Raw genomic sequence first — 12,738 nt, forward strand, 5'->3', positions numbered from 1 at the left:
TTGTAGCCTTCCGGGTCGGAGAAATCGCCGAACGGTCCGTCGATGGCGCGCAGCCCATAAGCTCGGCAGGCGACCGTCATCCGCGACAGGGCGAAGTGCCACTGGTCGCCGGGATAGTCGGGGTTGAAGCCGCCGATGTTGACGGTGCGCGCCTTGTTGCTCGCTGCATAGTCGGCGACGCCGAAATGCATCGCCTCAAGCCGGCCGGGCGTGGCGGCGATCGCCTCGACATTGGCCATGCCGAGCGCGGTCTCGATCAGCGCTTCGAGGCCGACGCGGGTCTTGAAACCCTTGGCCATCTCGATCTGGTTGACCATCGCCTCGACCATATAGAGGTCGGCCGGCACGCCGACCTTCGGCACCAGGATGGTGTCGAGCCGGTCGCCCGCCTGTTCCATGACGTCGACGACGTCGCGGTACATGTAATGGGTATCGAGGCCGTTGATGCGCACCGAGACGGTCTTGCCCTTGGCGCGCCAGTCGATGTCATTCAGCGCTTGAATAATGTTCTTGCGGGCGCGCTCCTTGTCGGGCGGCGCCACCGCGTCCTCGATGTCGAGGAAGACGAAGTCGGCGGCGCTGTTGGCGGCCTTGTCGATCATTTCGGGGCTCGAGCCCGGAACCGCCAGCTCGCTGCGCTGGAGCCGCAGTTTCTTGAGGTGATTGATGGTGTGGCTCATCGTCTGCTCCTCACGCCGCCTCGGCGACCGGCATCGCGGCGGTGCGCCGGAAATGCTCGATCGCGGCCGCCACGCCGGAGCCCGGTGCCAGGCGCACGCCGCAGTCGAGCAGCGCCATTTCGGCCGCCGACAGCGAAGCGCAGACCATCACCTCGTTCAGCCAGCCGAGATGGCCGATGCGGAAGACCTTGCCGAACACCTTGTTGAGGCCGCCGCCGAGCGACGTCTGGTAGGTGCGATAGGCGCGCTTGACGACATCGGCGCTGTCGATGCCTTCGGGCACCAGGATGGCGCTCACCGTATCGGAGTGCCATTGCGGCGCCTTGGCGCAGAGCTTCAGCCCCCAGGCGTCGACCGCCTTGCGCACGCCCTCGGCCAGGCGGTGGTGGCGGGCAAAAATGTTCTCCAGCCCTTCCTCGGCGATCAGGTCGAGCGAGGCGCGCAGGCCGCGCAGCAACTGCGTGGCGGGCGTGTAAGGGAAGTAGCCGGCGTCGTTGGCGCGGATCATGTCCTCGAAGGAGAAGAAGCAGTGCCGGTGGGTCGCAACCCGCGACGCGGCCAGCGCCTTCTTGCTGACCGACAGGAAACCGAGGCCGGCGGGCAGCATGAAGCCTTTCTGCGAGCCGCTGACCGCGCAATCGACGCGCCATTCCTCCTGGCGGAAGTCGATCGAGCCGATCGACGACACGCCGTCGACGAAGAGAAGGGCAGGGTGGTTCGCGGCGTCGAGCACGGCGCGGCAGCCGGCGACGTCGCTGGTGACGCCGGTCGCGGTCTCGTTCTGCGTGCAGAAGACCGCCTTGATGCGGTGCGCCTTGTCCGCCCGCAGCTTCTCCGCATAGAGGTCGAGCGGGACGCCGGTTCCCCATTCGCAGTCGATGACGTCGACGTCGAAGCCGAGGCGCTCGGCCATGTCGACCCACAGATGCGAGAACTGGCCGAAGCGCGACATCAGCACCCGGTCGCCGGGGCTGAGCACGTTGGTCATCGCCGCTTCCCAGGCGCCCGTGCCGGACGAGGGGTAGATGAAGACGCGGCCGGTCTCGTTCTTGAAGACTCGTTTGATGTCCTCAAACAGCGGCAGCGTGAGATTGGGAAAGGAGGCGGCGCGCATGTCTTCCATCGGCAGGTTCATGGCCTGCCGGACCTCTTCGGGAATGTTGGTGGGTCCTGGGATGAAAAGATGAGTGAACCCAGCCATGCGCGAACTCCTCCGATCGTCGGGATTGTCGGGGGAGTGTCGTTCGCGCGGCGCGCCGCAACAACACCTTGCCGGGTAAGTTGTCGCCGCGCGCGGGTAGGGCGGACCTACCCGGTCGCCCTACCCGAAAGGCGATTTGGGAGTGCGGCGCTTCTCGTTCGCATAGAGCGCGACAGCCATGGCGCGGTTGCGCACGTCGAGCTTGTCGTAGAGATTCTTGAGGTGGTACTTCACCGTGTTCTCCGAGATCCCCGTCCGCGTCGCGATCTGGAGATTGGTCCAACCATCGGATAGCACTGCAAGCAGCTCGCGCTCGCGCACGGTGAGCTGCGACAGCGGCGTGTCATTGACCTTGTTGATGTCGATGTAAGGGATGCAGATGCGCCCATGCGCGACTGCCAGGATGGTCTCGAAAATGATCGGCGGGTCGTCGAACTGGAAGCAGTAACCCTGGGCTCCGAGCCGCACGCACTGCTTCAGGATGCCGATGTCGTGGTCGTTGGAAAAGACGGTGATGCGCAGGTCGAGCTGGCGGCTCTGGACTTCCGCCAGCACGTCGGCGCCGTCCATGTCGGCGAGCTTCCAGCCGATGACGGCGACGTCGAACCTGGTGCTCGCCGCCAGTTCCAGGAACTGCTTGCCGCTCTGCACGGAACTCAAGAGCTCGAAACGCCCGTCGCATTCGAGCATCTCGCGGAGCGCCGACACGACGAGCGGATTGCGCTCGGCCACGACAACGCGAACGCGTCGCTCGCCAACTGCTTCGTTCGTTTTCCGGGACTTGAGGTTCAAGGCCTGCCGTTCGTCCTTTCGATCTTGCAGTTGCCGGTCGCTGTGGACCTGCATCATGACAATTCTGCCTCAACCGCAAAGGGGCGCTCTTTCCGCAGCGACATGCGCTGTCGCGCCGGCTGAAGGAGCAAACGCCGCGCGATCCGCTTGCATTGGAGGCGTCACAGGCACATTTCGCTTGATATTCCGCGCGCTAGGGCGACGTTTTCCCAAGACGAATCGTGTCGCGGCCCTATCTGCCGCATAAGCATCGGATTTTCCCGAAATGCGGTTTCCACTTTTCGGGCTCATGTTCTAGACCTGATTCACACCCTTTCCGGATTGCTGTTGGCGGGAGGCGCTGGTGGAAGGCCAGGACACACAGACGACCGGCGCCTGGACCGTCGAGGAAGACGGCGCCAACATCTATGGCGAGGACGGCGCCGTCCGTTCTGCCTTCCTGGCGCAGATCGGCGCGGCAATCGCCGACCGCGACACGCTCACCTTAAAACGCGAAGTCGACGACCTGCACCAGTCGGAGCTAGGCGACCTGCTGGAAGCGCTGCATCCCGAGCAGCGCCGGGCCCTGGTCGAGCTGCTCGGTTCCGATTTCGACTTCTCCGCGCTGACCGAGGTCGACGAGGCGATCCGCCTCGACATCGTCGACAACCTGCCCAACGAGCAGATCGCGCAGGCGGTGCAGGCGCTCGATTCCGACGATGCGGTCTACATCCTGGAAGATCTCGACCAGGAGGACCAGGACGAGATCCTCTCGCAACTGCCGTTCACCGAGCGCATCCGGCTGCGGCGAGCGCTCGACTATCCGGAAGAGACGGCCGGCCGGCGCATGCAGACCGAGTTCGTCGCCGTGCCGCCGTTTTGGACGATCGGCCAGACCATCGACTACATGCGCGAGGACAAGAACCTTCCCGACCGCTTCAGCCAGATCTTCGTGATCGACCCGAGCTTCAAGCTGCTCGGCGCCATCGATCTCGACCAGATCCTGCGCACCACGCGGGCGGTGAAGGTCGAGGAGGTGATGCACGAGACGCGGCACGCCATCCCCGCCACCATGGACCAGGAAGAGGCGGCGCGGGAGTTCGAACAGTACGACCTGCTCTCGGCCGCCGTGGTCGACGAGAACGAACGGCTGGTCGGCGTTTTGACCATCGACGACGTCGTCGATGTCATCCAGCAGGAGGCTGAGGAAGACCTTATGCGCATGGGCGGCGTCGGCGACGAAGAGCTGTCCGACACCGTGCTGGCAACCTCGCGCTCGCGCGTTCCATGGCTGCTTGTCAATCTCGTGACGGCATTCCTCGCGGCCTCGGTGATCGGCCTGTTCGACCGCACCATCGAGCATATCGTGGCGCTGGCGGTGCTGATGCCGATCGTCGCCGGCATGGGCGGCAATGCCGGGTCGCAGACCATGACCGTCACCGTGCGGGCGCTGGCGACGAAGGACCTCGATATCTACAACGCTGCCCGCATCGTCCGTCGTGAGGTGGGGGTGGGCTTCATCAACGGCATCGTGTTCGCGGTGCTGATCGGCATGGTCGCCGGGATCTGGTTCCATGACCGCAATTTGGGCGGCATCATCGCGGCGGCAATGATCATCAACATGTTCGCGGCGGCGCTCGCAGGCATCCTCATTCCGCTGCTGCTCGACCGCCTCAAGATCGATCCAGCCGTGGCGTCGGCCGTCTTCGTCACCACCGTCACCGATGTCGTCGGCTTCTTCGCCTTCCTCGGGTTGGCGACCTGGTGGTTTGGCATTCCCTAAGAGAATGTTACAATTGACTTTTACGTAAATGCCGTGCGACGTTGCCTCGGGGTCATATGCCGATTCCGGCACAAGACGGGGTTTGATCGGAGGAAGGGCGGCGCTCCTGCTTGGCGATGCCTGGGCGTTTGGGCGTGGGAGCGAGAATGCGGGAATATTACACGATCACCGAGCTGACGCGCGAGTTCGGCGTGTCGACGCGGACGCTGCGGTTCTACGAGGACGAGGGACTGGTGCAGCCGATCCGGCGCGGCCGCACACGCCTGTTTCGCCCGTCCGACCGGCATCTCATCCGTCAGATCATGCGCGGCAAGCGGCTCGGCTTCTCGATCGCCGAGATCCGCGAGATCATCCAAATGTACAAGGAGCCGCCCGGCGAGGTCGGCCAGCTCAAGCTGATGATCAAGCGCATCGAGGAAAAGCGCGAGGATCTGCGCCAGAAGCGGCGCGATCTAGAGGAGACGCTTGCCGAGCTCGACCAGGCCGAGGAGTCCTGCGTGGAGCGGCTGGCCGAACTGGGTGTAAACACCTGAACGGCGCTCACCGTGATCGGCCTTGGGTTATCCGTTCTTATCGCACGTTGAGGGAAACCACGGCACAGCCATAGGCTTCGAGGTCCAAAGTTCCGGCAGCCGGCGCGCCCGTCAGCAGGTCGATGCCCGCGGGGATGTTCGGCACGGTCACGGGAATTTCCGTGGTGTTCAGAACGAACATCAACTGGCGATCGTCGGCTTCTCGGACCGACACCTCCACTCCAGCCGGCAGTTCCGGCAGCAAGGGCGCGATGCCGGCCTTGGCCAGCACCACGTTGAAAAGTTTCGCGGCCAACTGCGGCGTGAGATAGGTTCCGACATAGACGACCCGGCCCCGGCCTACCTGACGGGCGGTGATCGCCGGAGAGCCGGTGGCGAAGCGGTTTGACCAGACACCCAGCACCTCAGTATCCGGCGCTACCTCCAGCAACTCGTAGAGATGCGCGGCCTGGAACTCCTGATTGCCAAGGGTGAAGAGATATTTGCGTTCGGCGGACGAAGCCGGCAGCGGCGAAGGTGCATAAGACCCCATCGCAGGCGGACGGAACAGAGGGAACAGACCGGTGCCGCCTTCGGGGACGACGCGGCCGAACTCGCTCACTTTGACGCCGCTCAACGCCGCCAGGGCGTTGCCGGGAGCCCGCTCGCGGATGATGTGGTTGTTCTCGTCTCGCGTCCCGCTCAGCGCCGACAGGATCAGTGTGCCGCCGTTGCGGACGAAGGTTTCGATGGCCTCGTTCCATTGATCCTTCCACATCAGCCAATGCGGGACATAGAGCGCCTTGAGCCGCGAAAGATCGTCTTCGGGATGAATGAAGCCACACGCAATGCCGCTGTGGTAGCAGTGGCGGTGAAGCAGGGTCGCGTCTTCAAGCGGGCTGGGAAGGCCAATGGGATACGTCTTGTGGGCTTCCTGATTGTCGAAGTCCGCGCCTGCGATGCCGAGGTCCATGCGCACAGTCGTTCCCAGGATCTGGTCCTTGATGGCGCCTATTTCATGGAAGAAGCGGCTCGCCTCGTCATAGCGGCGGCGCGGAACGTCGTCGTGATCGATGATGCCCATCCAGTAGATTTCGGCGCCGAAATGCGCGGGACGCCAACGGAAGAACATGACGCCGTCGGCGCCGCGCGCCACCGACGTCATGGCCATCCGGCGCATCTCGCCGGGTTCCGGCGTCATCGTCGAAAAGCCGGGCTGGCTGCCGAAACCCGAGGCTTGCTCCGGCACGATGAAGTTGCCGGAATAGGACCGGCAGATATCGAGATGCAGGGCCTGCGTTGCCGCGTGTCCCCCGGTCCGGCGCATTTCATCATAGAGCATCGGGTAGATGTCGAAGCCGATGAAATCGAGGTCCTGTCCAAACTGGCCGCGGAAGTCTATGTCCGCGAGGTTGCCGAGATTGTGGAAGATGAACCATTCGGCATTTGTTTCCTGCAAGATCTCGACCTGATCGTGCTGAAAGGCTGCGGTCGCGGCTGCCAGGAAACGATGATAATCCTGGACGTGACCGGGGCTCGGAAACGACGGCATCTGGGGCCTTGGCAGCTCGACCTGGGAGAAATCGTCGTAGGCCGTCGCCCAGAAATGGCCGCCCCAGGCGAAGTTCAGTGCCTCGATGGTGCCGTATGTGCTCTGTAGATATTTCTGGAATTCGATCCTTGTCGACGGCGCAAACGATTCCGACACAGTGGTGTTGAGCTCGTTGTCGGTCTGCCAGCCGATCACGCGCGGGTTGGCCCGATAATGCTCGGCCATCGCGCGGGTGATGCGGCGGCTGTGGGCGCGGAAGACGGGATTGGTGGTGTCGGCGTGCTGGCGGGACCCGTGGCTCGATTGCCGTCCGTTCACGTCGACGCGCAGCACCTCGGGATAGTTGGAGGTGAGCCAGCGGGGAGGCGTCGCCGTTGGCGTGCACATGATCGTGTCGATCCCTGCATGGCCGAGGACATCGATCGCTCGATCGAACAGATCGAACTCGAACCTGCCCTCGCGCGGTTCGAAAATGTGCCAGGCAAACTCTCCCATCCGTACGGTGTTGACGCCGGCGGCGGCCATGCGCTCGGCATCGCGCCGCCAACAGCCTTCGTCGACATGTTCGGGGTAGTGAGGCGCTCCGAGGAGAAAGCGGTCGAGGTTGAGCGGCCGCCATACAGACAGCGGGGCGGGCTTCTTGCGTTGCATGCGGATGCGACTTTCGAATTTCGAGGGGTTCAGGCGATGCCTTTTCTTGGCGTGAGCGTCCGGCCATCGGGTCCGAAGAGGTAGGCCTCGCCGATTTCGAAGCCCACCTCCAACACTGCGCCGGTGCGCAGAGTGGAGACCTTGTTGAGCTGAAGCGTGAAATTGCCCGTGCCGCTGTCGGAGTTGGTCGCCTGCAGCGGCGAGGCATCGAGGTAGAGAATGGTCTCGCGCCCCAACTGCTCGACAAGCCGCACCTGGCCGGGGAAGGCAGGCATATCGGCGCCCGTCTTGTCGACGACACGCAGGTTCTCGGGTCGGATGCCGACGGTCACCGCATCGCCAGCCGAAAGACCGCTCGCCTCGACACCACCGAAGGTGAGGGTTGGCAGGCCGGCGGCCATCACCGAGACGCCGGAGGCATCCACGGCTGCCACCGTCGCCTCGATGAAGTTCATACGTGGCGCCCCGAGAAAGCCGGCGACGAAGATGTTTGCAGGGTTGGCGTAGAGCTCGAGCGGGGAGCCGACCTGCTCGATCCGCCCTTTGTTCAGAACCACGATCCGGTCGGCCATGGTCATCGCTTCGACCTGGTCGTGGGTGACGTAGATCATGGTGGAGCCCAGTTGCGCGTGGAGGCTCGAAAGCTCCACCCGCATCTGGGTGCGCAGGGCGGCGTCGAGGTTCGACAGCGGCTCGTCGAACAGGAACACCTCCGGCGAGCGCGTGATGGCGCGGCCGATCGCGACCCGTTGGCGCTGCCCTCCCGACAACTGCTTTGGACGCTTGGTGAGCTGTTCCTCGAGGCGAAGTATTTGCGCCGCGCGTCTGACGGCTGCGTCGATCTCGGCCTTCGGCCGATTGGCCATGCGCAAGCCGAAGCCCATGTTCTCGGCCACCGTCATATGCGGGTAGAGCGCATAGGACTGGAACACCATGGCGATACCCCGGTCTCCCGGCTCTTCCCTGGTCACGTCGCGCCCGTTGATGAGAATCTGGCCCGAACTGATGGTCTCGATCCCGGCGATGGTCCGCAGCAATGTCGACTTTCCGCAGCCGGAAGGGCCGACCATGACGACGAATTCGCCCTTCTCGATCTTGAGGTCGATCACCTGCAGCGCATGGTAGCCTACATAGTGCTTGTCGACCTTTCGCAATTCCACGCTGCTCATTTCGAGGCGCCCTTTTTCGTCGTTGCTGCGTGCGTGAGAGTTGGCGGCCGGTCATCCCTTCACCGCCCCCATGGTGAGGCCGGCGACGAAATGCTTCTGCATCAGGAAGAACATCACGACCGGCGGCAGCGCGACAAAGATCGTGGCCGCCGAAACGATGTTCCAGGCCGATGTCCATTCGCCGCGCAGATTGTTCAAGCCGGCGGTGACGGGTTTGACCGCGTCGCTCTGGGTAAGCACGATCGCCCAGAAATAGTCGTTCCAGACGAAGGTGAACGTAAGTATTGCCAGCGCAGCCAAGGCCGGCCGCACCAGGGGAACCACCACATGGCGCAGTATCTGGAACGGCGAGGCGCCTTCGGCACGCGCCGCCTGGAACAGCTCGCCCGGCAGCGCGGCGATGAAATTGCGCATGAAAAGCGTGGCGAATCCCGTCTGGAAGGCGATGTGGAAAATGATCAGCGCGTAGACGGTGTCGTAGAGGCCGAGCCTCACCATCAGGTCGCGGACCGGGATCATCATGATCTGGGCCGGCAGGAAATTGCCGCCGACAAAGAGCGCGAAGATGAGGTTGGAGCCGCGGAACGGATAGCGGGACAATACAAAGCCGGTCAGTGTCGACAGGGCGAGGACGCCGACGACCGAGGGGATCGTGATCAGCAGGCTGTTGAGGAAAAAGCGCAGCATGGCAGTCTGCTCGAAAACCGCCGTGTAGTTCTCGACCATGCTGAATTTCTGCGGCCAGCCCCAATAGTTGCCGGCCATCAACTCCTCGTTGGAGCGGATCGACGTCAGCATGACGGCCAGCAGCGGCAGCAGCCACAAGAGCACGACCAGGCTTACGCCGCCGACATAGAGAGCTCGCTGGAGCCTGGCGTTTTCGGGAATCGGGCGCGGGTACATCAGGCATTGCTCCGCTCGGCCTTGACGAGGCCATGCAGGTACCAGGCAATGAAGGCGATCATGATCACGAACAGCACCGTGGCGATCGCGGCGCCGTAACCGAAGCGGTAGGAAAAGATCGACTCCTCGTACATCTGGTAGGCGAGCACCGTCGAGGAGCCGTAAGGGCCGCCATTGGTCATCACTGCGACCATGTCGAAGGAACGAAGAGCGCCGATCACCGTGACCGCGATGGCGATGAAGCCGACCTGTGATAGTTGCGGCAGGACCACGTGGCGCAGCATGCGCCAGCCGCGCGCGCCGTCGACTCGTCCGGCGGCGATCAGATCGTCGTTGAGATTGTTGAGACCGGCCAGGAACAAAACCATGCAGAAGGCGATCTGAGGCCACAGTCCGGCCGCGGCTACGGCGAACGTCACGAAATTCTCGTCTGAGAGCAGCGCCGGCGCGGTGCTGCCGAACACGCCGAAGAAAAGCTGCAGCAGGCCGAAGTTGGGATCGTAGACCCAGCCGAACACGACGCCGACGGTGACTGTCGCGAGCACCAGAGGGATGAAGAACAGCGACTTCAGAATGCGCATGCCGCGTATCTGCTGGTTCACGATCAAGGCAAGTGCCAGCCCGACCGGCGGCGCCAGCATGAAGATCAGCAGCCAGATGACATTGTTCTTGAGCGAGACGTAGAACTGCGGGTCATCGGCGAGTTCGAGGTAGTTGGCGAGGCCGACCCAGGTCTTTTGGCCGATGCCGTCCCAGGCGTGCAACGAAATCCAAATGGTCTCGACGGACGCGGCAAGGATAACCGAGCCGAACAGGATGAGGCCCGGCAGCAGGAAGAGGACCGGCGTCAACCAATGACGATTTCTGCGCCAGAAGCGAGACATAGCAATTAATCCGAAAGGAGACGGGAGCCGCCCGGCGGGCGACACCCGTCAGGTCGGGAGGATCAGCCGAAGATTCTTTTGCGGGTTTTTTCGAGCCGCTCGAGTATCTGGTCGCGGCGGTCGGGCTTGACCATGAATTCCTGAAGCCCCGTCATGCCCTCCTGGGCCATATCCGGGTCGGTGTCGCGGTCGTAATATTGCGAGGTTCCGACCACCTTCTTCAGTTCCTCGACTGCAGCGTTGACCAGCGGGTCCTTGCTTGGCGGGCAGTCGTTGCGAGGCGGGATGGCCCCCTCGGCGGCGAGGAAGGCGCCCAAATTTTCCGGCCTGTAGAAGTAGGCGAGGAAGTCGCGCGCTCCCTGCTTGTTTTTCGCATTCGCCGGCACGTGGATGGAATTGACCGAGAAATCCTCATACCGGGCGACACCGGGAACGATCTCCGGAAACGGTGCGTAGGCCAGTTGGGGCAGGTCGGCCTCCGGGAAGGCGGATCTGACGAAGCCGCCCAGATCCATCATGGCCGCCTTCTTTTGCGCCAGCGCCGCACCTGCCTGCTCCCAGCCGAAGGAACTGTGGTTCGGCGAGAAGAATCCCGCCTTGATGAGGTCGTTCCATTTGTCGAATACCGGCGTCAGCATCGGGTCCGTGTACTGGACCTTCCCGTCCATCAGCGCGATGTGCTTGTCGAGACCGTTGATGCGCAGGTTCATGTGGTCGAACCAGCCGCCCGCCGGCCAAAGTTCCTTGGTGCCCACGCTGATCGGGATCATATTCGCGGACTTCGCCGCCTCACCCAAGGCAAGGAAGTCGGTCCAGGTCTTCGGCGGCGTCCAGTTGTGTTCCGCGAACACGTCCTTGCGGTAGAACAGGCCCCACAGAAGACCACCCATTGGCAGGCCGTACTGCTTGCCGTCGACGGTGACTGCGCTTGTCGTGGCGCCGAGAACGCTCTTGTAGTTCTCCTTGGCGAACAGATCGGAGATATCGTCGAACAGACCCTTCGTGACAAAGGCCTTCATGCGGTTTCCCGAGAACCAGAAACAGATATCGGGAGCACCGACGACGAGGTAGCTGCGGATTGCCGTCTTGTGCGCCTCATGATCCATGTTGTTGATGACGATCTTGGCGCCGGACTTTGCCTCATACTCGCTGGCCAGCCGTTGCAGGATCTGCCGTTGTTCTACATTGCTGAGGTTGGAAATAATGGCGATTTCCTGCGGCTGCGCCACTGCCGGGAGGCAAAGACCTCCGGTGGTCGAGGCGGCGAGTGCCGCGCCCGTGCCCTTGAGGAAACGACGCCTTGTTGTAGGCAGCGCGGCAAAGTCGGTTGGCATGGCTTTTATCTCCTCCCTGAGAACAGCCGGATTCCAATTGAACCGAGCAAAACGGTAGCGTATGGATGTCGGACCGGTCAATACTTAATTTACAAAATTAATTATGAGGCGGAAATGAAGCTGAAAGGTGACCAGCAGACGTCGCGCGCGATCAACCGGCGGCTGATCCTGAACCTGCTTCGAAGGCAAGGAGCGATCAGCAGGGCGGAGATCGCCCAGATCACGGGCCTCAGTCCCGCCGCTGTGACATTCGTCGTTGCCGACCTGTTGAACGAGGACATCCTGGTCGAGGGAAAGGCCAGCCTCGGGGCGCCTGGGCGGCGTCCCATTCCGGTCGACATCAACTATGCCGGCCGCCTGGTCGTCGGACTGAAGCTCATGGTCGGTGCGGTTGATTGCGTGCTGACCGATCTCGCCACGACACCGCTCGTCTCCAGGCGGGTCGCGCTGCCTGATCAATCGCCGCGAAGCACGGCCGAAGCTTGCGCGGCGGCGATCCGGCAGCTGCTTGCGGATCGCCAGGCGCCAGTGGGCGCTCAGCTCAGCGGGATCGGCATTGCGGTGCCGGGGATCATCGACAATGGGGTCTGCCGGCTAAGCCATCGCTTCAACTGGACCGACGTGCCGATAGCGGCGATGCTGGCGGAGCTCGTGAACGTGCCGGTCTGGGCGGACGACGACACCAATGCTTTCGCGCTTGCGCAGCAACTGTTCGGCCTTGGCCGGTATCATCGCACCGTTGGGGCGCTGGCGATCGGCGCCGGCATCAGCTGTGCGGTCGTGATCGATGGCTCTGTCCATCACGGCGCGAATGGAGCCGCTGGCAAGCTGGGCCACTCCACTTACGATCCGGATGGGCCGCTATGCGAATGCGGCAGGCGGGGCTGCCTGCAGACCTTTTTCTCGGAACCGGCGCTGGTGAGGCGCTGGAAAGAGGCTCGACGGCTCTCCGGCGAGGTGACGCGCCACGACATGCTGAGCGCGGCCCAGGCAGGCGACCGGGCGGCGCTCGATCTATTGCAGGAAGCAGGCGAGGGGATTGGGCGATTCCTGGGCGGCTTCTGCAATATCGTCGATCCGGAAGTGATAGTCGGAGGGGGTGAAGCTGTCACCTTCGGCGACTATCTGTTCGGGCCCATGCGCGATGCGTTGAAGCGTTATGCGCTCTTGGGGCCGCCGCCGATCACCCCTGACTGGGCGGACGATTCCTGGGCGCGGGGCGCCGCTGCGCTTGCGACCCAAAGACTCTTCGATTTCGAAAGCAGTCCCGGAGAAACCGCCGGCATCGTCTAGGCGGC

At 63.2% G+C, this 12,738-nt stretch carries 11 protein-coding genes; 3 read left to right on the plus strand and 8 right to left on the minus strand.

The window, feature by feature from the left end; all coding sequences use genetic code 11:
* The 3 genes from EH240_RS32835 to EH240_RS32845 all read right to left on the minus strand — a co-directional run.
* On the minus strand, positions 1-680 hold a 680-nt coding region (locus EH240_RS32835), incomplete at its 3' end, for an HpcH/HpaI aldolase/citrate lyase family protein (RefSeq protein ID WP_148101160.1).
* Between the two features lie 10 nt (positions 681-690).
* The gene (locus EH240_RS32840) at positions 691-1,881 is read right to left on the minus strand and encodes an aminotransferase class V-fold PLP-dependent enzyme (RefSeq protein ID WP_125006348.1); all 1,191 of its coding nucleotides are present in this window, start codon (positions 1,879-1,881) and stop codon (positions 691-693) included.
* Between the two features lie 120 nt (positions 1,882-2,001).
* On the minus strand, positions 2,002-2,730 hold the full coding sequence (locus EH240_RS32845) for a LuxR C-terminal-related transcriptional regulator (RefSeq protein WP_425374859.1): 729 nt from the start codon (positions 2,728-2,730) through the stop codon (positions 2,002-2,004).
* A gap of 286 nt (positions 2,731-3,016) precedes the next feature.
* On the opposite strand from EH240_RS32845, the gene mgtE reads away from it, so the two are divergent.
* Complete coding sequence (mgtE, locus tag EH240_RS32850; protein ID WP_125006350.1) at positions 3,017-4,435, plus strand: magnesium transporter; 1,419 nt, start codon at positions 3,017-3,019, stop codon at positions 4,433-4,435.
* Positions 4,436-4,581: 146 nt separating this feature from the next.
* Complete coding sequence (locus EH240_RS32855) at positions 4,582-4,968, plus strand: MerR family transcriptional regulator (RefSeq protein WP_125006352.1); 387 nt, start codon at positions 4,582-4,584, stop codon at positions 4,966-4,968.
* Positions 4,969-5,005: 37 nt separating this feature from the next.
* On the opposite strand, the gene EH240_RS32860 is transcribed toward EH240_RS32855, so the two are convergent.
* From EH240_RS32860 to EH240_RS32880, 5 genes are all read right to left on the minus strand, one after another.
* On the minus strand, positions 5,006-7,150 hold the full coding sequence (locus tag EH240_RS32860) for a beta-galactosidase (protein ID WP_125006354.1): 2,145 nt from the start codon (positions 7,148-7,150) through the stop codon (positions 5,006-5,008).
* Positions 7,151-7,179: 29 nt separating this feature from the next.
* Positions 7,180-8,319 carry an ABC transporter ATP-binding protein gene (locus EH240_RS32865; protein WP_125006356.1) on the minus strand — a complete coding sequence of 380 codons (1,140 nt, stop codon included), beginning with the start codon at positions 8,317-8,319 and terminating at the stop codon, positions 7,180-7,182.
* 51 nt (positions 8,320-8,370) lie between these two features.
* The gene (locus tag EH240_RS32870; protein WP_125006358.1) at positions 8,371-9,222 is read right to left on the minus strand and encodes a carbohydrate ABC transporter permease; all 852 of its coding nucleotides are present in this window, start codon (positions 9,220-9,222) and stop codon (positions 8,371-8,373) included.
* On the minus strand, positions 9,222-10,106 hold the full coding sequence (locus EH240_RS32875; RefSeq protein WP_125006360.1) for a carbohydrate ABC transporter permease: 885 nt from the start codon (positions 10,104-10,106) through the stop codon (positions 9,222-9,224). Before EH240_RS32875 ends, EH240_RS32870 begins: the two co-directional genes overlap by 1 nt.
* Positions 10,107-10,168: 62 nt before the next feature.
* The gene (locus tag EH240_RS32880) at positions 10,169-11,440 is read right to left on the minus strand and encodes an ABC transporter substrate-binding protein (protein ID WP_125006362.1); all 1,272 of its coding nucleotides are present in this window, start codon (positions 11,438-11,440) and stop codon (positions 10,169-10,171) included.
* A gap of 114 nt (positions 11,441-11,554) precedes the next feature.
* Between EH240_RS32880 and EH240_RS32885 the strand changes: the two genes are divergently transcribed.
* Positions 11,555-12,733, plus strand: a complete 1,179-nt coding sequence (locus EH240_RS32885; protein ID WP_125006364.1) for an ROK family protein — start codon at positions 11,555-11,557, stop codon at positions 12,731-12,733.
* Positions 12,734-12,738: the final 5 nt, after the last annotated feature.

The sequence above is a fragment of the Mesorhizobium tamadayense genome (genome assembly GCF_003863365.1).
Classification (GTDB): Bacteria; Pseudomonadota; Alphaproteobacteria; order Rhizobiales; family Rhizobiaceae; genus Mesorhizobium; species Mesorhizobium tamadayense.